This is a genomic window from Allobosea sp. CRIB-10 (assembly GCF_900112185.1).
Taxonomy (GTDB): domain Bacteria; phylum Pseudomonadota; class Alphaproteobacteria; order Rhizobiales; family Beijerinckiaceae; genus Allobosea.
Window position 1 is genome coordinate 1 of sequence record NZ_FOKP01000027.1, and the last position, 26,775, is coordinate 26,775.

The window sequence follows — 26,775 nt, forward strand, 5'->3', positions numbered from 1 at the left end:
CCGTCGGCCATCGCCCGCGTCAGCGCCTGCAACAGGTCGGAACGCAACGCCGCCGCCAATGCGTTCACCGGCGGATGGTCGAGGCTCGCGACGGCGACTCTGCCGCACCGTTCAAGTCGCACCGTCGTCATGGAGCTTCGGCCCTCATTATAATTCTGCAATGCAGAATTAGTTTTGATATGCAGTTCTTAGATTTGCTTCTGCCATAAGATATACCCGCATAAAAGCAAAATATCGGGAGAACGAGCAATCGTGATAATTCTGCAATGCAGAAATAATTCTGCATGTTGACGTGCGGTTCTGGCTCATGCGAAGGCTTGCGAGCGTCGGCGTGACATTCTCATTCCGGCGACACACAAACGGAGGCTCGGCGCCATGCTTCGAAGTGGGCTTCTGGCAATAGCTGGTGCGCGCGGCCAAACCCGCAGCAGGCCGGCTACCGTCAAGCCGCGCGGCACCTGCCGCTGCTCCTGTTGTTCGGCTTGTCGCAAGAAGCTCGTGGCTGCGGCCGATCCCGCCCATCACTTCGAAGGCAAGACTTAGCCAGAGCGCGATTGCAGCAATTTCATTGCGGCTCTCTCGTTAACGACGGCGCCGAATTGTCCGCGCGCAATCTGCGAGCCTCCCCGCGACCTCGGTCGAGACCACTCCGCGATCGCATCCGCATCCGCCCCCCGTAAACTTCAGACGAGACCTCTCATGGCCCTGCCCGCCCTGCTTTCCGACGCTCTCGCCTTGCCAGTCATCGCCTCGCCGATGTTCATTGTCTCGGGGCCGGAGCTCGTCATCCAGCAATGCCTCAACGGTGTCGTCGGCTCCTTTCCGGCGCTGAACGCCCGCCCCGCGGAGCAGCTCGACCTGTGGCTGACGCGGATCAAGGCGGAGCTCGCCCAGGCGAAGGCGGCCGATCCCACGCGAAAAATCGCGCCCTTCGCGGTCAACCAGATCGTCCATACCTCCAACGACCGCCTGCAGCAGGACATGGAAACCTGCGTCAAGCATGAGGTGCCGATCATCATCACCTCGCTGCGCGCGCCGAACGAGGTGGTCAAGGCTGCCCATTCCTATGGTGGCCTCGTCTTCCACGACGTCACCACCATCCGCCATGCACAGAAGGCGCTGGAAGCCGGCGTCGACGGGCTGATCCTAGTCTGTGCCGGCGCCGGCGGCCATGCCGGCACCTTGAGCCCCTTCGCGCTCGTCGGCGAGGTGCGCCGCTTCCATGATGGGCCGATCATCCTCTCCGGCGCGATCGCAACCGGCTCGGCGATCCTGTCCGCGCAGGCGATGGGCGCCGATCTCGCCTATATCGGCACGCGCTTCATCGCGACGAAGGAGGCCAACGCCGCGGACGCCTACAAGGACATGATCGTAGGCACGAGCGCCTCCGACATCGTCTACACGCCCTATTTCACCGGCGTGCCCGGCAACTACCTTAAGCCGTCGATCGTCGCGCAGGGCCTGAACCCCGACGATCTGCCCCATGCCGACAAGACCAAGATGAGCTTCGGCTCGGGCACGGCCAAGGCCTGGCGCGACATCTGGGGTTCGGGCCAGGCCGTCGGGCTGATCGACGATTGCCCGCCAGTCGCCGAGGTGATCGCCCGCCTGACATCCGAATATGCGCAGGCCAAGGCCGCGCTCTGCGCGCGCTGAGGAGGACGGGCCATGACCGATACGATCCTGACCACGACCCCGGCCGCCGGCGTCCGTCAGATCACGATGAACCGGCCCGAGCGCAAGAACGCGCTCGACCGGGCGAGCTATCGCGGGCTGATCGACGCGATCGCCATGGCCGAAGCGGACAACGCGATCCGCGCGATGGTGCTGACCGGCGCCGACCAATGCTTCACCTCCGGCAACGACATCGAGGACTTCGTCGCGGTGACCGATTCTGGCCCGCGTGTCGCCATGGAGTTCCTGACCGCGATCTCGACGGCGAAGAAGCCGATCGTCGCGGCGGTCGAGGGCTTCGCCGTCGGCATAGGTACGACCATGCTTCTGCATTGCGACCTCGCTTTCGCCGGCACCGGCGCGCGCTTCCGCCTGCCCTTCGTGACAATGGGCCTTTGTCCGGAAGGCGCCTCGTCCTACCTCCTGCCGCTGCTCGCCGGTTCGAAGCGTGCGTCCGAATTGCTGATGCTGGGCGAGGCCTTCGGCCCCGACATCGCGGTCGATGCCGGCCTGATCAATGCCGTGACGCCGCAAGGCGAGGCGCTGGCAAGGGCGCTGGACAAGGCGAGCGCGCTCGCCGCCCTGCCGCCGCAATCCGTGACGCTGACGAAATCGCTCCTGAAGCGGGGCGCGACCGAGGCGATCGCCGAGACGATCGCGACCGAAAGCCGTCACTTCGGCGAGCGTCTGCTGTCGGCCGAGGCCAAGGCCGCCTTCGCCGCCTTCCTGAAGCGCTAACGGTTCGTGATCTTGGGGCAACCCAGAGCCGTCGATGTTAAGAGGCGAACAGCCGATAGCCAGGAGGGTATCATGCGTTTGCGCAAAGCGCCGGGGCCGGCCCCAACCGGCCATGCGAATGGGCCGGACGACGATCGTCATTTCGTGACCGCGCTGGCGCGAGGACTCGACGTCCTGGCCTGTTTCGGCCGAGGCGAGGGCGCGCTTGGAAACTCGGAAATCGCCGCCCGCTGCAAGCTGCCGCCATCGACCGTTTCACGCATCACCCATACGCTGACGGTTCTTGGCTATCTCCATCAGGTGCCGGGCAGAATCAGTTATCGGCGCGGCACGGCTCTGCTCGCGCTGAGTGCCAAGGCGCTCGCCGGCCTGGACATTCGCCAGCTCGCCCAGCCGGGAATGCAGGATCTGGCGACCTTCTCGCAGGCGTCGGTCGCCCTTGGCGTCCGGGATCGGCTCAGCATGCGCTACATCGGGTGCTGCCGTGCCGATGTCGCGATCGCTCTCAACATGGATACCGGGTCACGCGTACCGATCTCGCGCAGCGCCATGGGAAGGGCCTACATCGCGCTGTGCAGCAGGGACGAGCGCGAGGCGCTGATGGAGGACATTCATTCCATCGACGAAGCTGCCTGGCCGAAACTCAAGGCCGGCATCGAGCAAGCGCTGCTCGATTACGATCAGTATGGCTGCGCGCTCTCGTTCGGCGACTGGCAGCCCACGGTCAACGCGATCGCGGTCGCGTTCGATCCCGGCGGCGGGTTGCCGATCATGTCGATCAACTGCGGTGCACCGACCGTGATCCTCGAGCGAGATTTCCTATTGCAGGAGGTCAGACCGAAGCTGAGGGCCCTGGCCTCCAGCTTGACGGGCATCCTGGGATCGTAAAGCGCTTCATCCCTCCGGCGTCGCGTCCGGCGCTTCGACGTAGCGTCGACTGTTTCGGCTGTTCCGAGGCCTCGCCGATCGAGCGCCTGCCGCGACCGCCCGAACCCCCGGCACGGGGCCTGCCAGGATCTCGCCTCGTTCACCCGCATCAGTGAGGCCAGGACGCGGCGAACTTACGAAGATGGGCCACCAGGGCATGCACGGCGGGCGCCGGATGCGGCGTCGGCGTCGTCAGCAAGAAAAGGCGATCTCCGGGGCCGAGCACCTCATAGTCGGGCAACAAGGTGACGAGCCGGCCCGCCGCTATCAGTTCGTCCGCCATGTAATCCGGCAGCAATCCTGCGCCCATGCCGGCGAGCAACGCCTCGCGCATGAACAGAAAGTCCTCAGCCTGCAACCGTGGCGATGTCGCCAGCACCTTCACCGCGCCACGCCGCGACAGGCGGACGGGATAGTCGCGTCCCGATGGCGGGGGAGCGACAAAGGGAAAGCGCCGCAGCCCCTCGGGGCTGGTATCGTCGAATCGTGCCGCGATCTCGGGCGTCGCGCAAAGCCGCCAGGCGATACGGCGCAATTCGCGGGCGACGACCGTATCGGGCGGTGTCGATAGGACCCTGACTGCAACATCGATGTTGTCGGCGACGAGATCGTCGATGCGGTTGCCGAAGGTCACCCGGAGCGTGATCTCCTCGTGCTCGCGCAGGAAATCGAGCAGGACGGGCGCCAGCACCAGCCGCCCGAGCCCCGTCGGCACACTGACCCGAACATGGCCTCGCGGATGCTGCCGATGCCCGGCGATCGCCGCCATTGCCGCCCCCGCATCCTCCCGCAGGCGGATCGCATGTTCGTAGGCTGTATGCCCGGCATCGGTCAGGTCGACCCGCCGGGTCGTCCGCCGCATCAGCTGCGCGCCGATCTGCCTTTCGAGGGTCTTGAGCTGCTGGCTGACCCTGGACCGCGACAGCCCGAGTCTTCGTGCCGCCTCGCTGAGATTGGGCGTCTCAACGATCTCGGCGAAGAGCAGAAGCAGATTCAGATCCATGCAATTGTCCTGTTTTCCTAAACAATGATGTCTGGAAATCTGGAATTGTAGACAAGTTATCACTGGCTACAATCGTTTCTGGAAGCACGTTTGAGCGTCGCCTGAGGAGCCCCCCGTGCCGGCAGACCTGATCTTCAATACCCGCATCGTCAGAGGGCCCGAGTTGGCAGCGCGAGGAAGCCGCCTTGCCGGCGGCCTCTTCGCGCTCGGCTTGCGCGAGGGCGACGTCGTTGCTGTGCTGCTCCGCAACGATCCCGTCTACGCCGACATCATTCAGGCCTGCAGGATCGGCGGCTTCGTCTATTGTCCGATCAACTGGCACTTCGCGCCGGTCGAGATCGGCTTCCTGCTGGCCGACAGCGGCGCGAGGGCGCTGGTCGGCCATGCCGACCTGCTTGCGGCCGCCGGGGACGCCGTTCCGCCTGGCCTGAACTGCCTGTCTGTCGGCACCGGTCCTTCGGAGGCACCAGATTACGAGGCATGGCTAAGCCGGCAAAGCGCCTATGACGGCCCGGCCGTTTCGCCGCGGGGCCACATGGCCTACACCTCAGGCACGACCGGGCGGCCGAAAGGGGTGGTGCGCGCGGCCCCGCCACTCGCCGACATCGCCGACCATCAGCGCAACACCATGGCTGTGGTCGAGGCCGCCTTCGGCATCAGGCCGGGCGGGCGCGCTCTGATGCCCGCACCGCTCTATCACAGCGCGCCTAGCCTGTTCGCGCAGATGTCCCTGCTGGTCGGCTCGCTCCTGGTGGTGATGCCGCGCTTTCGGGAAGAGGAATTGCTCGGGCTGATCCAGGAACACAGAATCGAGACCGTCTACCTCGTACCGACGATGTATGTGCGTCTGTTGAAGCTGCCCGTGGAGATCCGGACGCGGTACGATCTGTCGAGTCTTCGCTTCGTGGCCTCGACGGGCGCCCCCTGCGCACCCACGCTCAAGCGCGCCATGATCGATTGGCTCGGGCCCATCGTGCACGAAACCTACGCCTCCAGCGAGGCCGGCATGGTCACCGCCATCGGAGCTGAGGAGGCCCTTCGCCGGCCTGGCAGCAGCGGGAGGCCCATCGGCGACGCCAGCATTGCGATCCTCGACTCGGACGGAAGGCCATTGCCGGCGGGTGAGATCGGTCTGATCTATGTTCGTCAGCCCGCCTATCCGGATTTCACCTATCGTAACCAGCCCGAGGCGCGTGCCGCAATCGAGCGCGACGGCCGCATCACGCTCGGCGACATGGGTTATCTCGACCCCGACGGTCATCTTTATGTCTGCGATCGGGCATCCGACATGGTGATCTCCGGCGGCGTCAACATCTATCCGGCTGAGATCGAGCATGCGCTGGTGCGCTGTCCCGGCGTTCTCGACTGCGCCGTCTTCGGCATTCCCGATCCGGAATTCGGCGAGCAACTGCACGCGCTGGTTCAGCTGCAGCCCGGTCAGGCGCCCCAGCCCGAGACACTGACCGAAGCGCTGCGGCGCGAGATCGCCGGCTACAAGGTGCCGCGGCGCATCGAGTTCGTGACTCAGCTGCCTCGCGACGACAACGGCAAGATCGCCAAGAAGGCGTTGCGCGCCCCGTATTGGGACAGAAGCGGACGGCAGATCTGACAAGCCAAAGCAGGCCACAACCAGAAAGAAAAGAGGGGAAACACCATGAGTTTTCGGTTTGCCGTCAAAGGCGCCATCTGCGCGTCTCTGCTCGCGCTCGGCACGATCCAGGGCGTTGCGGCCGACTATCCGACGCGCCCTATCAAACTCGTCGTGCCCTATCCGGCAGGCGGCGCGACCGATCAGCTGGCGCGCAGCCTCGGCGAGACCATGAGCCGCGATCTCGGGCAGCCGATCGTCGTCGAGAACAAGCCTGGCGCCAACACCAATCTTGGCGCCGAAACGGTCGCGCGCGCCGAGCCCGATGGCTACTCCCTGCTCATGGCGAGTGGCGCAAACCTCGTGCTCAACCCGCTCCTCTACAAAAAGCTGGGCTACGATCCGAGGCGCGATCTACGCCCACTCGGTCTGCTGGCCGAAGTCCCGCTCGTCGTCGCCACGCATAAATCGGTACCTGTGAAATCGGTCGCCGAGCTGGTTGCCTACCTCAAGGCCAACCCCAACAAGCTGAACTTCGCATCCGTGGGCATCGGCAATCCCCTGCATCTAGCGGTCGAGCGCTTCACGGCAGCGACCGGTACGCGGATGACGCATGTGCCCTATCGTGGCAGCGCGCCAGCGCTCCAAGATCTGGTTGGCGGTCAGGTCCAGCTGATGTTTGATACGGTCAGCACGTCCCTGCCGCATGTCCAGGCCGGCGCGTTGAACGGGTTGGCTGTGACGTCGACGTCGCGGCTTGCGGCGTTGCCCGATGTGCCCACGATCGCGGAAGCAGGCTATCCCGGGCAGGAGTCGGCGGTCTGGTTCGCACTTGCGCTGCCCAAGGCGACACCTGAAGCGATCGTAGAGCGGCTTCAGCGCAGCCTTGCCGGTTTCTATACCGACACCAACCTGCGAGCGACACTCGAAAAGCAGGGTTGGACAATGCAGCGCGCGATGAGCGAGGCCGACATCGCAGCTTTTCTCGAAGCGGACCGCAAGCGCTGGGGCGACATCATCGCGAGCAGCAACATAGCTCTAGACTGATGACCATCGCCAGCCGCTCGTCGGAAGCATTCCTGCGCCTCGACGCTTCTCAAGGGCTTCGGCGTTCTGCATCGCTGCGATATCCGCCGTAACGCAACAAGCGCCATCTGGCAGGAACCCACTGTCAGATGAGCTCGCTCCGGTCGCCCCCGAACCTGTCGCGGGCATCGGACCGCTAGAGTATTTCCGCGTTTCTCCGAATCGCGAAAATACTCTAGCTTCTTGTTTTATCACATTTTCTTGACGCGAACCGGTGCCCACTTCGCTCGAAAATGCTCTAGAGACTGACCCAGGCGGCGCCGGCGGTGACATGCCGGATCGCCGCCTGCATGGTCACGCGATCGCCGATCTCGCCGCGCGGGTTGAGCAGCGTGCCCCCGGCGCAACCGGCCCCCATTCTGAGACGACAGCTCGCATCCACGCCGGTTGGTAAATCAAGGTTTAGACCACCCAATCCTATCTGTCGCCGGGCGCTACTCGCATTCGGCAGCCCGCGTGCATGGCTTGACAAAGCGCGAAGGACACGGAGCAATCCCGCCCTATGACGGTCTGCCAGGTGACGAGCAGCACGAATCCAGACATTTCCGGCCTCCAAAGAATGCTGCGGACCGTATGAATTCGTCGTAAGGCGTCTGGCACCGGCGTCGGTGCCAGACATCAGAACGTCCCCCTTCTCCGGTGCAAGCGGGTTGATGGAAGCAGAATGATCCGATAGATCTATCGGACCAATCGAAACATTGCTCTCGGTGCAATGATGTCGAAGTCCGACTATCTGAGACTGGCTGACGCGATCGCAGCGGATATTGCTGGCGGAGCGCTCAAGCCGGGAGACCGCCTGCCACCGCAGCGCAATTTCGCCTATGAACGGGGAATCGCCGTTTCGACGGCGAGCCGGGTTTATGCAGAGCTGCTGCGCCGGGGCCTTGTCGTCGGCGAAGTCGGCCGGGGCACCTTCGTCTCCGGCGAGGCCAAGCAGGGTGGAGTGTCTGTTGGTGAGCCGGGCGGCATCCGGATCGATTTCGAGTTCAACTATCCGATCCTTCCGACGCAGACGGCACTCATCGCGCGGAGTCTGAAAGGTCTGGAGGAGATCACGGCCCTGGATGCCGCGCTGAGACAGGCGACCAGCATCGGAACGCCTGCCGTTCGCAGCATCGGAGCCGCGTTCCTGTCACAGGGCGGATGGACGCCGGCTCCTGAACAGCTCGTCTTCACCAGTTGCGGACGACAATCCATTGCCGCGGCGCTCGCAGCCGTGGTTCCGACCGGCGGCCGCTGCGGCGTCGAGGCGCTGACCTATCCCTTCATCAAGGGCATCGCCGCAAGGCTCGGGATCACGCTGGTGCCACTCGCTATGGACGAGAACGGCATGCGACCCGACGCGATCCAGAAGGCCCACCGCGAAGCCCATCTCTCGGGGCTCTACATCCAGCCGGCGGTCCAGAACCCGCTGGGCACGACGATGCCTGCGGCGCGGCGCACCGATCTGCTGCGGGTCGCCAGCGAGCTCGGCCTGCCGATCATCGAGGACAATGTCTATGGCTTCCTCGACGATCAGCCGCCGCTGGCCGCACTCGCGCCGGACACCTGCCTCGTCATCGACAGCCTGTCCAAGAAGGTGGCGCCGGGACTGACGCTGGGCTTCATCACGGTGCCGCTGCGCCTGCACGAGAGCGTCAAGGCCGCCGTGCGGTCGGGCGGCTGGACAGCATCGGGATTTGCCTTCGCGGCCACACAGCGGATGATGGAGGACGGCACCGTCGCCGAGCTCGTCGGGCTGAAGCGCCTCGATGCCCGCGCGCGTCAGAACCTCGCGGCTGACCGGCTCGCCGGTTTCCAGATACAGGCCAACAAGAACAGTTATCATCTCTGGCTGACCCTGCCGGCGCAGTGGCGGTCGCAGAGTTTCGTCGCGGCCGCGGCCCGGCGCGATATCGCCTTGACCCCGTCGAGCACCTTCGCCGTCACGCCCGGACATGCGCCGAACGCCGTCAGGCTGGCCCTGGCGACGCCGTCGATGGACCAACTCGATAGCGGGCTGCACACGCTGGCGGCGATGCTGCACGCAGGAGAAGACGACTTCGACTCGACCGAATGAGCTTGATGTGAGCCCTTGAAGCTGGACCGCTTTGAGGTGGAGTTGTCCGCGTCGTTTCCTATGACCTGTTCGATCGTTCCGTCCTTGCCGGCGGCCGGGAGAACTCGGCTCCGGAGGTGGTGGGCATCGCCACTTCATGGCATCCGTCCGGCCAAAGCCAGCGGAGGCCGGGGTCACGACGCCAGCCAGGACGGTGGCCGTGACGAACAGGGCCGGAACCAAACAGTGTGCGAAGAGCCGAAGCTTCACGAGGCTGAAAATGCCGCGGGAATGCTCTAGGAAGGCCGGCGGTTTCAAGACATCGTCACCGCGGGACCAGGTGGATGCGGTTGGAGCCAGTGCTCGCTACTGCAACGTCCGGTTTCGGGCGGATGCCAAACGTGCGCGCCTATGACCACGCCCGTGATCTCTACACCTGCTGTGCTTTCCACGCCAAATACTCAGCCTCGGCATCCTGGGCGAGCGGATAGTAGCGCCTAAGATCGCCGCCCTTCGACAGCATGATGCGCGAGAAATCCTCCCATTCGGCATGATGGCTGCCGGCTTCGAGTAGCCTCTCGGCATAGGCTATGGGGACGCAGATCGCCCCGTCATCGTCGGCGATGATGATGTCGCCCGGCCTGACATAAGTCCCGCCGCAGGCGATCGGCACGTTGACCGCATGCGGCATCAGCGTCGTCTGCGTGTGAAAATTCGGCGTCGTGCCACGCATCCAGTAGCCGATGTCGAGCGCGAACGCCTTGGCGGCATCGCGGATCACCCCGTCGATGACCATGCCTGCACCGCCCTTGCCGGCGAAATAGGTCAGCATCATCTCGCCGAAGATCCCGCTCTGGATGTCGCCACGGGCGTCGACAACGACGACGTCGCCGGCCTCGACGTGATAGAGCGCATGCCGGTGAAGCTGCTTCTCGCGATCGGCATATTCGTCGTCGCCATAGAGGTCCTCACGCTTCGGCATAAACTGCAGCGTCAGCGCCGGGCCGGCGATGACCTTGCCACGCGAGTGCGGCACGGCTCCGACGATGAACGGGTTTCGGATGCCCATCTTGTAGAGTTCGCTCGACGCGGTGGCCGTGCCGATGCTGGCGAGCCCGTCGAGAAGCGCCTTGGCGGGACGGTTGATCGTTGGGATGTCGAACATGGGTCGTTCCTGATGGTTGCCGGCGTGACCGGGGCGTTGCGCTTCTTCAAGTTAGTAAGCCGGCTACTCAAAGGCCGCCGACGACCGGATGCCAGTCCGGGCGGTAGGGGTCCTGGTGGAAGCGGGCGTAGTAGTCGCCCTTCTCCTCGTAGAGTGCGCCGTAATGGCGCATCTTGTCCTCGTCGAGCGCGACGCCGAGGCCTGGGCCGGTCGGCACGCGGATGGCGCCGTCCTCATAGGGCATCAGCCCGCCCTCGATGATGTCGTCGGTCAGGTAGTGGTAGTGGGCGTCGCCGGAAAAGCTCATCTCGGGGATGGTCGCGGCGGTGTGCAGCATGGCGGCGAGCTCGATGCCGAACTCGGCGCCCGAATGCATGGCGACGCCGAGCGCGAATGTGCGGCAGACCGCGGCGAGGTCCTTCACGCCGCGCGGGCCTTCCCAGTAGTGGATGTCGGTCAGGACGATATCGACCGCTCCGAGGCGGATCGCCGGGCCGAGATCGTCGAACTTGGCGGGATACATGTTGGTGGCGATCGGGATGCGCACCGCCTTGCGCACGGCGGCATTCCCTTCGAGCCCCCAGGCGGGGTCCTCGAAATATTCCATGCCGACGGCCTCGAGCCGCTGGCCGATGCGGATCGCGGTGGGTACCGACCAGACGCCGTTGGGATCGATGCGCAGGCCGAAATCCGGTCCCATGCGCTCACGGCAGGCTTCGACCGCCGCCGCCTCGATCTCGGGCGAGAGCACGCCGGCTTTCAGCTTCATCGCCCTGACGCCGAGCGTCTCGTGCAATTCCTGGCAGAGATCGGCCATGTCCTGCGGATGCTCGTCATGGCCGCCGCCCGGCCGGTCGTAGCGCCAGAACAGATAGGCGATCATCGGGATGCGGTCGCGCACCGGCCCGCCGAGGAGGTCGCAGAGCGGGCGGCCGAGCGCCTTGCCCTGGATATCCAGGCAGGCCATCTCGATCGCGGCATAGAGGCGGGCGTTGGAGAGATAATAGATCGCCCTGAGCGTCTTGAGCTTGATCAGCTCGAGATGGAACGGGTCCATGCCGATGATGCGAGGCTTCAGCTTCATCAGGGCGCCGCGCTGGTCGCCGCCGCCGACCTCGCCGAGACCGATGAGGCCTTCGTCGGTGACCAGTTCGAGGATGGTGCGCAGGAAATAGCCGGGATGGACCCCGGTATTGTGGCGAAGCTGCGCATTGAGCGGGATCGCCACGCAGCGCACCCTCATGTCGACGATCTTCATCGGCCTGTTCACTCCCTCAAAGGTGCATGCCGCCATCGACGAAAAGCGTCGTGCCGGTGATGTAGCGGGCAGCGTCGGAGGCCAGGAACAGCGCGACCGCGGCACATTCTTCCGGTGTGCCCAAGCGGTTCGCCGGGATGCGGGCGAGCACGGCGTCGCGATAGGCGGGGTCGGCCAGGGCCTCGCGATTGCGCGCGGTCGCGATGGCACCCGGCGCCAGCACATTGCAGGTGACGCCATTGGCCGCGACCTGGCGGGCGATGTTGCGGACCATGCTCTCCAGCGCCGCCTTGCTCGCGGCATAGGCGAGCATTTCGGGATGCTCCCTGACCTGCTGGATCGAGCCGATCGCGATCAGCCGGCCGAAGCCACGTTCCGCCATGGCCGGAACGAAGGCCTGCATCAGCCGGTAATTGGCGGCGAGGTTGAGCTTCCATTGCCGGTCGAGCGCGGCACGCTCGAAGCCGTGCCAGGGCGCTCGTTCCTGCAAGGCGGCGTTGAGCACGAGCATGTCGATCCCGCCGAGCCGGTCCGTCGCCTCGGTGATCAGGCGCTCGACGTCGGCGGCCTGCGTCAGGTCGGCAGCGACGCCGAGCGCCGCTGCTGCTGCGAGGCAGGCTGCATCGAGTTCCTCACCGGCCGCCGGGCCGTTGAGGCAGATGGTGGCGCCGGAGCGCGCCAGCGCGGTCGCGATGGCGAGGCCGATGCCCTGCGTCGCCCCGGTGACGAGCGCCCGGCGCCCCGTGAGATCGACCTGGAGGCGTGCCGGCTCAGCCATGGCTGTCGCCGAGCCTCGCGTCGAAGGCGTCGCGCACGGCATCGCCGAGGAAGTTGAGCGCCAGCACGGTCAGGAAGATGGCGAGCCCGGGAAAGAAGCTCATCCACCAGGACTGGTAGAACTGGATGCCGGTCGCGACCATGTAGCCCCAGCTCGGCGTCGGCGGCTGGACGCCGAGGCCGAGGAAGGAGAGGGCGCTTTCGGTGATCAGCGCCTGCGAGGCCGAGAGCGAGCCGTAGACGATGACGTTGCCGGAGACGTTCGGCCAGATGTGCTTGAACATGATGCGCAGCGGGCGCGCCCCGGAAGCCTGCGCCGCCACGACATAGTCGGCCTCGCGCAGCGTCAGCACCTCCGCGCGCACCAGCCGGGCGAAGCCGGGCAGCTTGGTGATCGCGATGGCGAGCATGACGTTGACGAGGTCGGGGCCGAGCACCGCGACGATCGAGAGCGCCAGCACCAGCAGCGGGAAGGCGAGAAAGGCGTCCATGACGCGCATGATCAGCGCGTCCCAGCGCCCGCCGAGCCAGCCGGAAACCAGCCCGAGCAGCGAGCCGGCGATCAGCGCGAGCCCGATCGCGAAGATCACGACCTGCAGCGAGACCGTGGCGCCGTGCAGTACGCGCGAGAGCACGTCGCGGCCGATCTCGTCGGTGCCGAACCAGTGCGCCGCGCTCGGTGGCATCGAGAAGGCGTCCGGGTCGATGTCGACGGGCGAATAGGGCGAGAGCCAGGGCGCCAGCAGGCCGAGCGCGACGATGACGGCGAGCACGATCGTGCCGAACCGGCCCTGCCAGGAGGCGAGGATCCGGCGCAGAATGATCGCGCCGGGCGAGAGCGGGGCTCGCCGCGTCGATGCGGCGGCGGAGGGCATAGGTCCGGTCACCGCTGCCATCGCCTCACGCCTTCACGCGCGGGTCGAAGGCCCGGTAGAGCAGGTCGGTCAGGAGGTTCACAGCGAAGACGGCGATGACGATGAACAGGATCGCGCCCTGGATGACCGGGAAGTCGCGCTGGAAGATGCCGTCGACCAGCATGCGGCCGAGGCCAGGCAGGGCGAAGACCGTCTCGGTCACGACCGCGCCGCCGAGCAGCGCGCCGATCTGCAGGCCGATGACGGTGACGATCGGGATCAGCGCATTGCGCAGCGCATGCCGGATGAGGACGAGGCGCTCGCTCAGGCCCTTGGCCCTGGCGGTGCGGATATAGTCCATCGACAGCACCTGCAGCATCGAGGCGCGGGTCTGGCGCATGACGAGCGCGGCGAAGGCCGTGCCGATCGTCAGCGCCGGCATCACCATCAGCCTGAGGTTGCCGCCGGGATCGTCGAGGAAGCGGACATGGCCGGAGGGCGGCAGCCAGCCGAGCTTGAGCGAGAACAGCATGATCAGCAGCACGCCCATCCAGAAATAGGGCACTGCGACCGAGGACATGGCGATGAGGCTCGCGGCCACGTCGATCAGGCTGCCGCGGAAGCGCGCGGCCAGGATGCCGGCGGACATGCCGATCGCGACGGCGATGAGGATCGAGAGGAAGCCGAGCTCGAGCGTCACCGGGATCCGCGCCGCCAGCATCTCGCCGACATCCTCCCGCGTGCGCAAGGAGCGGCCGAAATCGCCCTGGGCGACGCGCGCGAGCCAGGTGACGTACCGGACAGGGGCCGGCTGATCGAGACCGTATTCGACGCGCACCGCGGCGCGCTGCTCGGGGCTCGCCTGCTCGCCGAGGATGGTGACGGTCGGGTCGCCCGGCAGCAGGTTGGTGAGCGCGAAGACGATGATCGTGACGAAGAAGGCCACCGGCAGCATCTGCGCAAGCTTCTTGGCCAGATAGGGCAGCACGGTCGCGATCCCTCAGTAGCGATCGAGCCGGCGGTGGTCGCGGGCGATCTCGGCGATGACGGCGTCGGACACCGCGAAATGGGTGGTCATGGCGAGGCGCGCCGCCGCGGGATCGCGGGCCTTGATCGCATCGACGATGGCCTGGTGCCGGGCGACCGTCGCGGTGGGATCGCGCAGATCGCGCTGCAGGCCGAGCGCGCGCTGGGTGAACTTGATGGTGTCGACGAGCGCGCTGACCAGATGCTCCAGCAGCGCATTGCCCGAGCAGCGCGCCAGCGCGACATGGAAGGCGAGGTCGCCCTGCAGCCAGCGCTCGAAATCGCCGTCGATGTTGGCGCGCATCTTCTCCAGCGCAACCTCGACCGGTTCGAGCTGGAGCGGCGTGGCGCGCTCGGCGGCCAGCGCCGCGACCTCGACCTCGATGGCGCGTCTGAGCTCGACGGCCTCGCGCAGGCCATTATCGGTGACGCGGACGGCGAGGCGCAGGAACTGGTCGAGCGGAGCAACCGAGAGCCCTTTCACCGTGGTCGGCTTGCCCTGCTGGATCTGGACGATGCCGAGCGCCGAGAGGCGCCCGAGCGCCTCGCGTACCACCGGCTTCGAGACGTTGAGCCGCTTGGCGAGGTCGGATTCCGACGGCAGCTGGTCTCCCGGACGATAGACGCGCTCGGCGACACGGTCGATCACGAACTGCGTCACCGCCTCGGTCAGGCGCTGCTTGTCGGGTTGGATGGCGGCGATTTCACTCATAACATATCAGATAGCTTTGACCGCCGGCGCCGTCAACAGAGCTTTCCAAGCGTTCGGGCGGTGTTTGCAGCTTGGCCAGCATCGTGGCTGCGCGTCGCAGGCCGGCTTGTGCTGCTCATGCCAAGGTAGCTCGGCGGGTCATGCAAAACCGGGTTGCGTATCTTATAACATATCTGATAGGTGAATGCTCCGCCGGCGCCGGACCAAGAGCGCCCTGGGAGGAGATCACGCCAATGACCCTGATTTCACGTCGCGGTCTCTTGCTCGGCGCCTCGGGCGCGGGCCTCATCGCTGGATTGCCCGGCCTGGCCTTCGCGCAGGGGGCTCCGCTTCGCGGCGGCACCATCGTCGCCTCGATGGATCTGCAGCCGAAGAGCCTCGATCCGATCATGGGCGATGCGCCGACCTCGGATCGCTACGCCCTGATCCAGATGTTCGAGGGGCTGCTGAAGTTCGACGTACAGGGCAATCTCAAACCCTCGCTGGCGACGAGCTGGCAATGGTCGGAAGACAAGAAATCCATCGTCTTCAAGCTGCGCGAGGGCGTCGTCTTCCATGACGGCGAGCCCTTCGACGCCGAGGCGGCGGTGTTCAACATCGCGCGCGTCGTGGCGCCGAACTCGACCGCGCCGCGCAGTCCCGATCTCGCCGATATCGCCGGTGCCGAGGTGGCCGGGCCGATGGCCGTCAAGATCAGCCTGAAACAGCCCTCCGGCGCGGCGCTGGCCTCGCTCGCGGTGGAGGCCGGCATGATGTGCTCGCCGGCAGCGTTGAAGAAACTCGGCCAGGATTTCGGGCGCCAGCCTGTGGGGACCGGGCCCTACAAGTTCGCGGAATGGGTCGGCGGCAGCCAGATCCGCTTCACCCGCAACGAGCGCTATTGGCGCGACGGCGCCGACGGCAAGAGGCTGCCCTATGCCGATGCCGTGACGCTGCGGATCATCCCGACCACGGCAGTCAAGATGGTCGAGGTCAAGTCGGGCGGGGTGCATCTCGTCGACGGCGTCACGCCGCGCGACTTCGAGGAGGTCGAGAAGAACCCGGCGCTGAGGCTGGTCGCGGTGCCGCCCGGCATCGCGCAATGGCTGACCTTCAACGTCTCCAAGGGGATCTTCGCCAATCCCCACCTGCGCGCCGCCGTCAATCACGGCATCGACCGCAACGTCCTGATGAAGGGCATCACCCGCGGCTTCGGCGCAGTGACGCCGACCTGGGTGCCGCCGAGCGACTGGTCCTATGACGCCGGCGTGCCGCAGCCGAAGCTCGACCCCGCCAAGGTCCAGGCCTTGCTCAAGCAGGGCGGCCAGCCCAACGGCTTCACCTGCAAGCTCTCGATCATCCAGCGCGATCCCGATACGCAGGTCGCTCAGATCGTCCAGGCCCAGCTCAAGCCGTTCAAGATCAACATGGAGATCGAGATCCTGGAGCGGCAGGCCTGGGTGCCCAAGGTGCTCGGCCTGCAGCACGAGCTGGCGATGGGCCGCGTCAATGTTCCGCGCGCCGACCCGGACCATGTCTTCGGCCCGTTCTTCGGGCGTGCGGCGGCGCAGAACTGGTCCGGGATCAAGGACGAGGAGGTCTTCCGCCTGGTCGACCAGGGCCGCGAGGAGACCGAGCAGGCCAAGCGCAAGGCGATCTACAAGGAGCTCCAGACCGCGCTCAACAGGAACGACTACTATTCCTGGCTGTTCTTCCGCGAGGCGCGCCATGTCGCGCGCAAGGAGCTGCAGAACATCGTGCTCGATTCCGGCGGCGCCTGGCAGCTCGCCGAAGCCTGGCTCGCCAAGGCCTGATGCAGCCCGGACATCCTCGCCCTCTCGGCGTGGCACCCTCGGCGGTGATCGCGGCACTGGTGGTCGTCTAGGATCGATCATGACCGGTGTCGGCGGTCGAGTTCCTCTTACCCGACAGGCGAATGCATGCATTCGCCGAAAGGGCCCGGACAAGATGCGCCGCTGCCTTGCGCAGGATCTCGTTCGCCTGCCGTAGCTCTCGCGTTCGAGAGCCTTGAGCTTGGCCGCCCTATTTGTCGTCAGGCCGGGCTTGCGGCCGCTGCCGACCTTAAGCCGTCTTCAGCCACTCGCTCGGTGTCTGCGCCGTGCAGCCGATCTTGCCCGACATCGGAGTTGGCGCCGTCCGACAAATGCGGGGCGTTTCTGTCGCAGTGGATATCTGTTCCAGAGCCGACAGTCCGTATGTCGCATCGGACCGAATAGACCCTTCGATCCAGATCAATGGGCAGACCTTGCACGATCCCTATGACGATCTGGGGATCGTCTTCCAGAAGGATCTGCTGCTGCCCTGGCGCACGGCACTGAACAACGTCCTCCTGCAAGCGGAAGTGCGCGGGCTGCCGCGAAAAGCCTATACCGACCGGGCCCGCGACCTGCTGGCGCTTGTCGGCCTCAAAGGCTTCGAGAACCACTATCCGCACGAGCTCTCCGGCGGCATGCGCCGGCGCGTTGCGATATGCCGGCCCCTGCTCCGTGAGCCGAAACTGCTGCTGATGGACGAGCCCTTCGCGGCGCTGGACGCGATCACGCGTGATCAGCTGGCGCTGGACTTCCAGCATATCGTGAAAGCTGACGCCAGAACGGTCGTTTTCATCACGCACAGCATGGATGAAGCAGTCTTCATCGGCGACCGCGTCATGGTTATGACGGCTCGCCCGGGCCATATCGCCGAAATCATCGACATCGATATCCCTCGGCCGCGGACCCTGCAGTCACGAACATCGTCAGAGTATTCGAGTTATACAGGCCGGATCCGCGACCTGCTCATGAAACACGGCACTTAACCACTCATGACAGCCACGACACAGACCTCACCCGAAGGCCCGACGATGACACGTCTCGCGAGGCACTTCGCCGGTCGGCTGCGCGGAATCCTGCTGCCGCTGACGTCGACCGTGCTGTGCTTGGTGATCTGGCAGGTTTCGGTCGATCTGTTCAGCGTTCCAAATCTGATCCTCCCGTCGCCGAGCGACATCTTCTCCACATCGTCGTAAAGCGGGCGATGTACCTCACTTCACGATTCCGGTTCTCGTCGAAATCCTGCTGGGTTTCGGTTGCGCGGGCCTGATCGGTGTCCTGCTCGGCGTCCTGGTTTCGTTCAGCACGATCGCCCGGCAGACGGTTTATCCGCTCCTGGTGTCGTCCCAGATGATTCCGAAAGTTGCGATCGCCCCGGTGCTGATCATCTGGTTCGGGACGGGCCTCGAAGCCAAGGTCCTGATCGCGTTCCAGATCGCGCTTTTTTCGATCACCTTGTCGACGATGGTGGGCTTGGACGCCGCCGGGCGCGACAGCATGAAGCTGTTCCACTCGATGGGCGCCGGTCCTCTGGACACCTGCTTCAAGCTAAGGCTCCCGACGGCCCTGCCCAATATTTCGCGGGCCTGAAGATCGGCATGAGTCTGGCTGTCGTCGTGGCGGTGGTTGCCGAATTCGTCGCCGCGGAGCGGGGCCTGGGCTATTACCTTCTCTGCGCAAGCGGCCAACTGGTGCTCATCCACGCCGCCGCAGGGGGAGTAGGGTCCGTCGCCTGCCAGTGGGCGAAGTCGATCGGAGGACCAGTTCAAACGCCCCCCAAGATGATCGACTGGCGCTCAGCGCGGCGCGCAGTTCGCAGACGCCGATCTCACGGCCTGATCGCGCCTAGACTCCCTTTCCTGCGTGATTTGACGAGGACGCCGTCCATCAATGGCGTGCGTCGCGTCGCGCGCAGTTTTGTATCTCACCGGTTAGATACTTAATTGACGCGATTGGGAGCGCGCGCTAGCCTTCCGGAAAAGAACACACCAACCGGAGGAGGAAGCCATGTCCCCATGGAAGGCAGCGCTCTTAGCCGCTGCATTGCTTGCGCTCGCCAGCCACCAGGCACATGCGCAGCAGACTTATCCAAACCGCTACATCACCATGGTCGTGCCCTTCGCCGCAGGCGGACCGACCGACATCGTCGGCCGCATCGTGGCGGACCACATGTCGCGCACGCTGGGCCAGCAGATCGTGATCGAGAACACCGCGGGCGCCGCCGGAACGACCGGAGCGGCCCGCGTCGCCAAGGCGGCCCCGGACGGTCACACCATTCTGGTCGGGCCGATGAGCACGATGAGCTTTTCGCCGGCGCTCTATCCGAAGCTGACCTTCAATCCGCTGACGGATTTCGAGCCGATCGGCATCGCGGCCTCCGCGCCGATCATGCTCGTGTCCAACACGGCGGTGCCGGCGACCAGGCTCGCAGAGTTCGCGGCCTATTTGAAGGCGAACCCGGCCAAATTGACCAATGGCAATGCCGGCGTCGGCTCGACGTCGCACCTCGCCTGCCTGCTGCTCAACAACCGCGCCGGCGCGTCGGTCACCCTCGTGCCCTATCGCGGCACCGGGCCTGCCTTGCAGGATGTCGTCTCGGGCCAGGTCGGCTATCTCTGCGACCAGGTGACGAGCCTGATGTCGCAGGTCAAGGCCAACGCCGTCAGGCCACTCGCCGTGCTGGCTCCGACCCGCTCCCCGGTGCTGCCCGACGTACCCACGGCCACCGAGGCGGGTATGAGCGGGATCGACATGGTCGTGTGGAACGCGCTGTTCGCTCCGAAAGGGACGCCGCCCGAGATCATCGAGAAGCTCAACGCCGCCCTGGTCAAGGCCATCACCGATCCCGCCTCGCGCGAGAAATTCCTGCAGCTGGGCGCCGAGCCGCCGCCGGAGAACCAGCGCTCGCCGCAGGCGCTGCACCAGGTCCATGCCGCCGATGTCACGAAATGGGGCGAGGTCATCCGCTCGGCCAATGTCACGATCGAATGACGCGTTCCGGCTTGTCCGGGCCCCGCTTTCTTGTCACATGGCCTAGGAGAGGAAATCCAACCCAGGCGATTGTGACGACGTGCAAAAGAAGGATGCAGATGGCGTGACGGCGGCCGGAGAGGTTTCGGAGAAGCCTGTCCGTCGCCGCGACAGCGCAGCGACACGCGCCCGCATCATGCGCGTCGCCGCTCGCGAATTCGCCAGCAAGGGTTACGAGGGAGCCGGCACCGACGAGATCGCGGCGAAAGCGGCGATCAACAAGCGGATGATCTACCACTATTTCTCGTCGAAGGAGCTGCTTTACCTGGCTGTGCTCGAAGAGGCCTATCGCAGGGCTCGTGTCGCCGAGCAAAAGCTCGAGCTCGACAGCCTGGAGCCGCTGGAGGCACTGCAGCGCTTCGTCGAGTTCAACTTCGATTCCTTCGTGCGGGACCGGACCTTCATCAACCTGCTGGCGACGGAGAACCTGCAGAAGGCCAAGGTCCTGAAGAAGTCGGCGCAGGTCAGCAGCTTCAATTCGCCGATCATCCAGGCGGTCGGCCGGATCATCGCGCGCGGCGAAGCCGCGGGCTCCATTCGCCCGGGGCTGGATCCGCTGCAGCTCTGGATCACGATGATCGGGACCTGCTATTTCTTCTTCTCCAACATCTACACGCTGTCCGTCATCCTCGAGACCAAATTCGACGAGCCGGAGGTTCTGGCGGCCAGGCGCGCGCATGTCGTCGATTTCGTGCTGAACGCGGTGCGGCCGCACGCGGGCTGAATGCCGCTGCAGTATCGACTCAGACGACCGAGCTGTGCCGCGCGATGCAGGTCGTCAGCACCTCGTCCATCGGCCGCGTCCACCAATCCGTCTCGGAGAAGATTTCGACCTCCGAGAAGCCGGCGAAGCCTTCGGCCTCGACGGCCTGGCGGATCCTGCTGATCTCGATGACGCCGTCGCCCATCATGCCGCGATCGAGCAGGAGATCGCGCGTCGGCACCAGCCAGTCGCAGATATGGAAGGCGAGCAGACGGGCAAGGCCGGCGCGCCTGATGCCGGCATAGAGCTCCGGGTCCCACCAGACATGGTAGACGTCGAGGGCGACGCCGAGCGCCCCTGTTCTGGCCGGGTCGAGCCGATCGCAGATGTCGAGCGCCTGGCCGAGCGTGTTCACGCAAGCGCGGTCGGCCGCATACATCGGATGCAACGGCTCGATGGCGAGCGGCATCCCGACCGATTTGGCATAGTCCAGCAGCTCGCCGATACCGTCCTCGACCTGGCTGCGGGCAAGCGCAATGTCCAGCGAAACCGCCGAGCCCGGCCGCGAATACTGCGGCAGCCCGCCGACGACGAGGACGAGGCAGGCCGCCTCGAGCGCAGCCGCCTCGTCGACGGCACGGCGGTTGTCGTCACGCGCCTCCTGCCGCCTCGACGCGTCGGCCGGGAACATGCCGCCGCGGCAATAGCCTGAGAGCTTGAAGCCATGCCGCCGGACCGCGGCCTTGGTCGCTTCCAGCCCGACGGCAGCGACCTGGTCGCGCCAGGGCGAAATCGCGCGGATCCCGTGCCTGGCGCAGGCCTCGGAGATCTGCAGCAGATCGCCCTGCTTGCGGATCGTCGCCGTGTTGATCGACAGCCAGGCGTGGTCACGCGAGAAGTCGCGCATGGCTCAGGCTCCGATGCCGTAGATCGCCATGACGCGCGCCATGCGGGCTGCCGCCTGGTGCGGATCGTGGAACAGCCCGGCCTTGTCGGCGAGGCGGAACAGCTCGGCCAGATGCAACATCGAGCGGGTGCTCTCCTGGCCGCCGAGCATGGTGAAATGATCCTGATGACCGTTCAGATAGGCGACGAAAACGATGCCGGTCTTGTAGAACCGCGTCGGCGCCTGGAAGATATGGCGCGAGAGCGGCACCGTCGGCCCGAAGGCTGCATGGAATCCCGGCAGGTCGTCGTCGGCCAACGCCGCCAGGGCCGCGGCGGCGGCGGGAGCAATCGCATCGAAGATGCCGAGCAGCGCATGCGAATGGCCTTGCTCGTCCCCGGCGATCAGCTCGGCATAGTTGAAATCGTCGCCGGTATACATCAGCACCGACTCGTCGAGCCGGCGTCGCATGGCGATCTCCTTCTCCTTGTCGAGCAGGGAGATCTTGACGCCGTCGACCTTGGCCGCATTGGCATTGATGACGCCGACGGCGACATCCATCGCGGCATCGAGATCACGCGTGCCCCAGTAGCCAACCAGCGCCGGGTCGAACATGTCGCCGAGCCAGTGGATGATCACCGGCTCCTTCGCCTGCGACAGGATGCGATCATAGACCCTGACATAGTCGTCGGGGCTCCTGGCGACGCGGGCGAGCGCGCGCGATGCCATGAAGATGATCCGGCCGCCGGCGCCTTCGATCGCCTCGAATTGCGTCTCGTAAGCCCTGACCACGTCGTCGATCGAGCGTGCCTCGGCCGGGTCGAGATGATCGGTGCCGGCCCCCGAGAAGATGACGGCTCCAGGCTTGGTCCGAGCAAGAGCCGTCGAGCGCTTGATCAGCTCCAAGGCCAGCGGCCAGTCGAGCCCCATGCCGCGCTGGGCGGTGTCCATCGCCTCGGCCAGGCCGAGGCCGAGATCCCAGAGATGCTCGCGATAGGCCAGTGTCCGCTCCCAATCCGGCGCGGCCTTGAGCCAGGGGTCGCTCGCGGCCCAGGGATCGGCGACGACATGGGCGGCGGCGAGCGCCAGCCGGTTGAATGGCTTGCCCGAACGGGGCGCCTGCCGCATCGGCTCGCCGAGCCGATAGAGTTCGGTGGAGCGATCAGGCTTCGGGAGCGTGACCGCAGCGGCGAGGCGGCGCGTGTCCTGCATGGCGTGTTCCGATCCCGTCCTCTCAGAGCGTGAGCTTCGGCACGTCGACCCAGCGACGTTCCTTCCAGCTCTGCAACGCGCATTCGACGAGCTGCACGCCTTTCGCGCCCTCGATCAGCGTATGCGAATAGGGCAGGCCCTCGACCACATGGCGGATGAACATCTCCCATTGCGTCTTGAAGCCGTTGTCGTAGGTCGCGTTGTCCGGCATCGTCATCCAGGTGTCGCGGAAGTCGATGCTCTGCCGCTGGTCGGGGTTCCAGACCGGGCGCGGGGTGGCGTTGCGCGGCTGGATAACGCAATCGTGCAGGCCAGCCACGGCCGAGCCGAGGGTGCCATCGACCTGGAAGGTGACGAGGTCGTCGCGATAGACGCGCGTCACCCAGCTCATATTGATCTGCGCGATCACGCCACCAGCCAGCTGGAACGTGGCATAGGCGGTGTCGTCGGTGGTGGCCTTGTAGCGCTTGCCGCTCTCGTCGACGCGCTCCGGAATGCCTGTGCTGCCCAGGCAGCTCACGGCCTCGACCTCGCCGAACAGATTGTCCAGTACGTAGCGCCAGTGGCAGACCATATCGAGGATCATGCCGCCGCCATCCTCGGCGCGGTAGTTCCAGGACGGCCGCTGCGCCGCCTGCCAGTCACCTTCGAACACCCAATAGCCGAACTCCCCGCGCACCGAGAGCATCCGGCCGAAGAAGCCGGAATCGCGCAGTGAGCGCAGCTTCATCAGACCGGGCAAGAAAAGCTTGTCCTGCACGGTGCCGGTCTTGACGCCCTTCTCCTTGGCGAAGCGGCAGATGCTCAGCGCCTCCTCGAGATTGGTCGCGATCGGCTTTTCGCAATAGATGTGCTTGCCGGCCGCGACCGCCTTCTGCAGCAGGGTCGGCCGCATCTGGGTGGTTGCCGCGTCGAAGAAGATCTGGTTGCGCGGATCGGCGATCGCCGCGTCGAGATCGGTGCTCCAGCGCTCGATGCCATACGCCTTGGCGAGCCCCTCGACCTTCTCGGCGTTGCGCCCGATCAGGATCGGGTCGAGCTGGACGCGCGAGCCGTCCGAGAGCGGAACGCCGCCCTGAGCACGGATCGCGACCACCGAGCGGATCAGGTGCTGGTTCATCCCCATGCGGCCGGTCACGCCATTCATGACGACGCCGAGTGTCTGGACTGGCACGAGTTATCCTCCCTGGCTTTGCGCGATGCCGATCGCTGCCGGCACGCCATTTTATAACTCAGTGGTTAGTTACTTATAAGAGCGGGAAAGAGCTGTCAAACCCGCGTACTCAGCCCGCTGCCCGGCAGCCGAGACCGTAGATCATCGTGTTGCCGAGATGCTGGTGCGCGCGACCAGAGCCGCTGGCCATCCGGCGACGCTGCCGCACATGGCTGCCGGGAAGGCTCTACCCTTGCCGGTCGGCGTTCTCCTTGGTCAGCCTCTCCAGCAGATCGAGGCCGGGCACCGCCGGCCCGCCCTGACAGCGGGTGAGGCCGACCGCGCCCGACAGGAAACGGGCGCCGGTTGAGATCTCGCAGAGATCATTGCGATCCAGGTCGTCCGCCACGACACCGCGCGAAATGAACCAGACGGCATCCGAGCCGAGCAGTATCGCGCGCCCGACGGGCAGGGCCACCGTCTCGAAGGCGGGCTGTAGGCCGGCGAGATTGAACGTCAGCAGATAGTCGTCGACCGCCCGGCGGATGATCGCCGTGGCCGGCGGCAGCAGCACCGGCACGCGCGCCAGCAATTGCGCCACCGGCTCGCCGCGCAGCGGATGATCATGGCGGGCGACCAGCGCGATCTCTTCCTCATAGAGATGCGTGAAGACCAGGCCGGCCATCTCGCTGGCCACCGGCATGCGGCCGAGCATCAGGTCGATCGCTCCCTCGCGCAGCAGCCCGACGAGATAGGAATGCGGCCCGGTCTCGATCGCCAGCACGGTTTCGGGCGCAATCTCGCGGAAGCGCAGCGCCACCCGTGGAAACAGGCGCGTCGCCGCCGTGGGCAGGACCCCGACGCGGATCGTGCTGCCCGGCGCGCCCGGATGCATTGCCGCAGCGCCGGCTTCGAAGGCCTGCAATCCCACACTGGCATGGCGGCGGAACAGGGCGCCCTGCTCGGTCAGCACCAGACGCCGCTTCTCGCGTCGGAACAATGGCGTCGCCAGCAAGGTCTCCAGCTCCGCAAGGGTACGGCTCAGGGCCGGCTGGGTGATGCCCTGGCGACGCGCGACCGATGACAGGCTGCCCTCGACTGCGATGTCCAGGAAGGCCCGGATATGTCGCAGCTTGATGGCAGGATGCATAATCACTTGATTATGACTCCAAGCAGTCTTTGCATTGTTCGCCGCGAATTCGTGCTGATAGGTTATGAGCAGGAGGAAAGATCGTGCAAGCCCTGACCCGTCCCTATGGAGCCCTCCATTGTCGCGTCGATGGTCGCTCCGATGCGCCGACGGTGATCTTCGCCAACTCGCTCGGCACCGATCTGCGGCTCTGGGACCCGGTCCTGCCGCTCCTTCCCGACACTCTGCGCTACATCCGCTACGACAAGCAGGGCCACGGCCTCTCGACGCTGGGGGGCGGCACCGACATCTCCGATCACGCCGACGACGCCATCGCATTGATCGAGGCGCTCGCCGACAGGCCGGTCGTCTTCGTCGGCCTCTCGATCGGCGGCCTGATCGCCCAGACCGTGGCGAGCCGGCGTCCCGACCTCGTGCGCGCGGTCGTGCTCTCGAACACCGCTGCCCGCCTCGGCACGGTCGAAAGCTGGCAGGCCCGCATCGACGCGATCGCCGGCCATGGACTGGACCATATCGCCGACGCCGTCATGGAGCGCTGGTTCGCCCCGGCCTTCCGCGCGAAACCCGAGCTGGCGCTCTGGCGCAACATGCTGACCAGGACCCCGGCGGCCGGCTACATCGCCGCCTGCAGGGCGCTGTCGAAGGCCGACCAGACCGCCGCCACCGCAGCGCTGCGCCTGCCGGCCCTGGCGATCGCCGGCGATACCGACGGCGCCTCCCCGGCCGAGCTGGTCGAGGCGACGGCCGCGCTGATCCCCGGCGCCGCCTTCCACATCATTCCCGGCACGGGGCACCTGCCCTGCGTCGAGAATCCCGCGGCCTATGCCGCCATCCTCTCCCCGTTCCTGAGGGCCCATGCGCATGACTGAGCTCGCCGAAAAGGGCATGTCGATCCGCCGCCGCGTCCTCGGCGAGGCCCATGTGAACCGCGCCGAAGCCAACAAGTCCGCTTTCGACGCCCCGTTCCAGGCGCTGATCACCGACGCCGCCTGGGGCCATGTCTGGGCCAGGAACACGCTGCCGACCCGCGAGCGCTCGATGATGACGATCGCGCTGCTGGCCGGGCTCGGCAATTACGAGGAGCTCGCTCTGCACCTGCGCGCCACGCGCAACACCGGGGCCAGCCAGGACGACGTGATGGAGGCCCTCCTCCACGTCGCGATCTACGCTGGTGTCCCGCGCGCCAATCACGCCATCAAGATCGCGAAGGACATCTTCGCCGCCATGGCCCAGGAAGAACAGGCCTGAAGGAGGAAGCCATGAAACCCGCCGAGTTCTACCAGCGCGACCGTCTCTGGCAGCCGCCGGCGCTGACGCCGAACTACAAGACCTCGGTCGGGCGCAGCCCGCGCCTGGCGATGCTCTCCCTCCAGAGCTCGATGTCGGAGATCACCGGCCCGACCTTCGGCCACAGCGACATCGACCCGATCGACAACGACCTGATCAAGAACTACGCCCAATCTGGCGACCCGATCGGCGAGCGCATCATCGTGCATGGCCGCGTCCTCGACGAGAACGGCCGCCCGGTGCCGAACACGCTGGTCGAGATCTGGCAGGCCAATGCCGGCGGACGCTACCGCCACCGGAAAGACAGCTATCTCGCGCCGATCGATCCGAATTTCGGCGGCTGCGGGCGGACCCTGACGGACGAGAACGGCTATTATTTCTTCCGCACGATCAAGCCCGGCGCCTATCCCTGGCGCAACTGGGTCAACAGCTGGCGCCCGGCCCATATCCATGTCTCGGTCTTCGGCACCGCCTTCGTCCAGCGCCTGATCACCCAGATGTATTTCGAGGGCGACCCACTGATCGCAAAATGCCCGATCATCGCAACGATCCCGGATCCGCACGCGATCGAACAGCTGATCGCGCCGCTCGACACCAACGCGGCCATCCCCCTGGATTGCCTGGCCTATAAATTCGACATCGTGCTGCGCGGCCGCCGCTCGACCCTGTTCGAGAACCGCCTGGAGGGCAACTGATC

General features: G+C 65.8%; 26 protein-coding genes. 15 read left to right on the forward strand and 11 right to left on the reverse strand.

The genetic code is table 11. The features are described from left to right. Window positions 1-699 precede the first annotated feature (699 nt). From BMZ69_RS25445 to BMZ69_RS25455, 3 genes are all read left to right on the forward strand, one after another. Entirely contained in the window at window positions 700-1,656 is a 957-nt protein-coding gene (locus BMZ69_RS25445) for an NAD(P)H-dependent flavin oxidoreductase (protein WP_092162138.1), read from the forward strand. 12 nt (window positions 1,657-1,668) lie between these two features. Beyond that, window positions 1,669-2,412, forward strand: a complete 744-nt coding sequence (locus BMZ69_RS25450) for an enoyl-CoA hydratase-related protein (protein ID WP_092162139.1) — start codon at window positions 1,669-1,671, stop codon at window positions 2,410-2,412. A 72-nt stretch (window positions 2,413-2,484) separates the two neighbouring features. Beyond that, window positions 2,485-3,300 (forward strand): IclR family transcriptional regulator, encoded by an 816-nt coding sequence (locus BMZ69_RS25455; RefSeq protein ID WP_092162140.1) that lies wholly within the window; start codon window positions 2,485-2,487, stop codon window positions 3,298-3,300. A 148-nt stretch (window positions 3,301-3,448) separates the two neighbouring features. Here the strand turns inward: BMZ69_RS25455 and BMZ69_RS25460 are convergent, their stop codons facing one another. After that, complete coding sequence (locus BMZ69_RS25460; protein ID WP_092162141.1) at window positions 3,449-4,342, reverse strand: LysR family transcriptional regulator; 894 nt, start codon at window positions 4,340-4,342, stop codon at window positions 3,449-3,451. Window positions 4,343-4,457: 115 nt separating this feature from the next. Here BMZ69_RS25460 and BMZ69_RS25465 point away from each other — a divergent pair, with 115 nt between their 5' ends. The 3 genes from BMZ69_RS25465 (at window position 4,458) to BMZ69_RS25475 (ending at window position 9,075) form a co-directional block, all read left to right on the forward strand. Continuing rightward, window positions 4,458-5,951: an AMP-binding protein gene (locus tag BMZ69_RS25465; RefSeq protein WP_092162142.1), complete on the forward strand. Its 1,494-nt coding sequence runs from the start codon at window positions 4,458-4,460 to the stop codon at window positions 5,949-5,951. 45 nt (window positions 5,952-5,996) lie between these two features. Further along, window positions 5,997-6,977, forward strand: coding sequence for a Bug family tripartite tricarboxylate transporter substrate binding protein (locus BMZ69_RS25470; RefSeq protein ID WP_092162143.1), 981 nt, complete (start codon window positions 5,997-5,999; stop codon window positions 6,975-6,977). Window positions 6,978-7,731: 754 nt separating this feature from the next. Further along, the gene (locus BMZ69_RS25475; RefSeq protein ID WP_092162291.1) at window positions 7,732-9,075 is read left to right on the forward strand and encodes an aminotransferase-like domain-containing protein; all 1,344 of its coding nucleotides are present in this window, start codon (window positions 7,732-7,734) and stop codon (window positions 9,073-9,075) included. A gap of 409 nt (window positions 9,076-9,484) precedes the next feature. On the opposite strand, the gene BMZ69_RS25480 is transcribed toward BMZ69_RS25475, so the two are convergent. The 6 genes from BMZ69_RS25480 to BMZ69_RS25505 form a co-directional block, all read right to left on the reverse strand. Beyond that, complete coding sequence (locus BMZ69_RS25480) at window positions 9,485-10,219, reverse strand: ribonuclease activity regulator RraA (RefSeq protein ID WP_092162163.1); 735 nt, start codon at window positions 10,217-10,219, stop codon at window positions 9,485-9,487. Between the two features lie 67 nt (window positions 10,220-10,286). Beyond that, entirely contained in the window at window positions 10,287-11,477 is a 1,191-nt protein-coding gene (locus BMZ69_RS25485) for an enolase C-terminal domain-like protein (RefSeq protein WP_092162164.1), read from the reverse strand. A 16-nt stretch (window positions 11,478-11,493) separates the two neighbouring features. Then, complete coding sequence (locus BMZ69_RS25490) at window positions 11,494-12,255, reverse strand: SDR family NAD(P)-dependent oxidoreductase (protein ID WP_092162165.1); 762 nt, start codon at window positions 12,253-12,255, stop codon at window positions 11,494-11,496. Beyond that, window positions 12,248-13,141, reverse strand: a complete 894-nt coding sequence (locus tag BMZ69_RS25495) for an ABC transporter permease (RefSeq protein ID WP_210188087.1) — start codon at window positions 13,139-13,141, stop codon at window positions 12,248-12,250. The genes BMZ69_RS25490 and BMZ69_RS25495 overlap by 8 nt, the downstream gene beginning before the upstream one ends. A 13-nt stretch (window positions 13,142-13,154) precedes the next feature. Next, window positions 13,155-14,096, reverse strand: coding sequence for an ABC transporter permease (locus tag BMZ69_RS25500; protein WP_244543539.1), 942 nt, complete (start codon window positions 14,094-14,096; stop codon window positions 13,155-13,157). 12 nt (window positions 14,097-14,108) lie between these two features. Next, window positions 14,109-14,846, reverse strand: coding sequence for a FadR/GntR family transcriptional regulator (locus BMZ69_RS25505; RefSeq protein WP_092162167.1), 738 nt, complete (start codon window positions 14,844-14,846; stop codon window positions 14,109-14,111). Between the two features lie 233 nt (window positions 14,847-15,079). On the opposite strand from BMZ69_RS25505, the gene BMZ69_RS25510 reads away from it, so the two are divergent. The 6 genes from BMZ69_RS25510 to BMZ69_RS25530 all read left to right on the forward strand — a co-directional run bounded on the left by BMZ69_RS25510 (window position 15,080) and on the right by BMZ69_RS25530 (window position 20,411). Beyond that, a complete protein-coding gene (locus BMZ69_RS25510; protein WP_175506968.1) occupies window positions 15,080-16,639 on the forward strand; it encodes an ABC transporter substrate-binding protein in 1,560 nt (519 codons plus the stop codon). 305 nt (window positions 16,640-16,944) lie between these two features. Further along, window positions 16,945-17,643, forward strand: a complete 699-nt coding sequence (locus BMZ69_RS25515) for an ABC transporter ATP-binding protein (protein ID WP_244543540.1) — start codon at window positions 16,945-16,947, stop codon at window positions 17,641-17,643. 45 nt (window positions 17,644-17,688) lie between these two features. Beyond that, a complete protein-coding gene (locus BMZ69_RS31745; RefSeq protein WP_175506969.1) occupies window positions 17,689-17,853 on the forward strand; it encodes a hypothetical protein in 165 nt (54 codons plus the stop codon). An 82-nt stretch (window positions 17,854-17,935) separates the two neighbouring features. Next, window positions 17,936-18,247: an ABC transporter permease gene (locus tag BMZ69_RS25520; protein WP_280142132.1), complete on the forward strand. Its 312-nt coding sequence runs from the start codon at window positions 17,936-17,938 to the stop codon at window positions 18,245-18,247. 417 nt (window positions 18,248-18,664) lie between these two features. Then, window positions 18,665-19,648, forward strand: a complete 984-nt coding sequence (locus BMZ69_RS25525) for a Bug family tripartite tricarboxylate transporter substrate binding protein (RefSeq protein ID WP_092162172.1) — start codon at window positions 18,665-18,667, stop codon at window positions 19,646-19,648. A 103-nt stretch (window positions 19,649-19,751) separates the two neighbouring features. Further along, window positions 19,752-20,411 carry a TetR/AcrR family transcriptional regulator gene (locus tag BMZ69_RS25530; protein WP_139219197.1) on the forward strand — a complete coding sequence of 220 codons (660 nt, stop codon included), beginning with the start codon at window positions 19,752-19,754 and terminating at the stop codon, window positions 20,409-20,411. A 19-nt stretch (window positions 20,412-20,430) separates the two neighbouring features. Here BMZ69_RS25530 and BMZ69_RS25535 read toward each other — a convergent pair whose 3' ends face one another. From BMZ69_RS25535 to BMZ69_RS25550, 4 genes are all read right to left on the reverse strand, one after another. Continuing rightward, the gene (locus BMZ69_RS25535; protein WP_092162181.1) at window positions 20,431-21,297 is read right to left on the reverse strand and encodes a sugar phosphate isomerase/epimerase family protein; all 867 of its coding nucleotides are present in this window, start codon (window positions 21,295-21,297) and stop codon (window positions 20,431-20,433) included. 3 nt (window positions 21,298-21,300) lie between these two features. Continuing rightward, window positions 21,301-22,488: a dihydrodipicolinate synthase family protein gene (locus tag BMZ69_RS25540; protein WP_092162183.1), complete on the reverse strand. Its 1,188-nt coding sequence runs from the start codon at window positions 22,486-22,488 to the stop codon at window positions 21,301-21,303. A gap of 22 nt (window positions 22,489-22,510) precedes the next feature. Next, complete coding sequence (locus tag BMZ69_RS25545; protein ID WP_092162186.1) at window positions 22,511-23,662, reverse strand: Gfo/Idh/MocA family protein; 1,152 nt, start codon at window positions 23,660-23,662, stop codon at window positions 22,511-22,513. A 226-nt stretch (window positions 23,663-23,888) separates the two neighbouring features. Further along, window positions 23,889-24,791 carry a LysR substrate-binding domain-containing protein gene (locus BMZ69_RS25550; RefSeq protein ID WP_092162200.1) on the reverse strand — a complete coding sequence of 301 codons (903 nt, stop codon included), beginning with the start codon at window positions 24,789-24,791 and terminating at the stop codon, window positions 23,889-23,891. An 83-nt stretch (window positions 24,792-24,874) separates the two neighbouring features. Between BMZ69_RS25550 and pcaD the strand changes: the two genes are divergently transcribed. From pcaD to pcaH, 3 genes are read left to right on the forward strand one after another with little or no spacing between them, the layout of a single operon-like run. Next, entirely contained in the window at window positions 24,875-25,660 is a 786-nt protein-coding gene (pcaD, locus tag BMZ69_RS25555; RefSeq protein ID WP_092162202.1) for a 3-oxoadipate enol-lactonase, read from the forward strand. Next, window positions 25,647-26,039, forward strand: a complete 393-nt coding sequence (pcaC, locus tag BMZ69_RS25560; protein WP_210188088.1) for a 4-carboxymuconolactone decarboxylase — start codon at window positions 25,647-25,649, stop codon at window positions 26,037-26,039. Before pcaD ends, pcaC begins: the two co-directional genes overlap by 14 nt. Window positions 26,040-26,050: 11 nt before the next feature. Continuing rightward, entirely contained in the window at window positions 26,051-26,773 is a 723-nt protein-coding gene (pcaH, locus tag BMZ69_RS25565; RefSeq protein WP_092162206.1) for a protocatechuate 3,4-dioxygenase subunit beta, read from the forward strand. Window positions 26,774-26,775 lie beyond the last annotated feature (2 nt).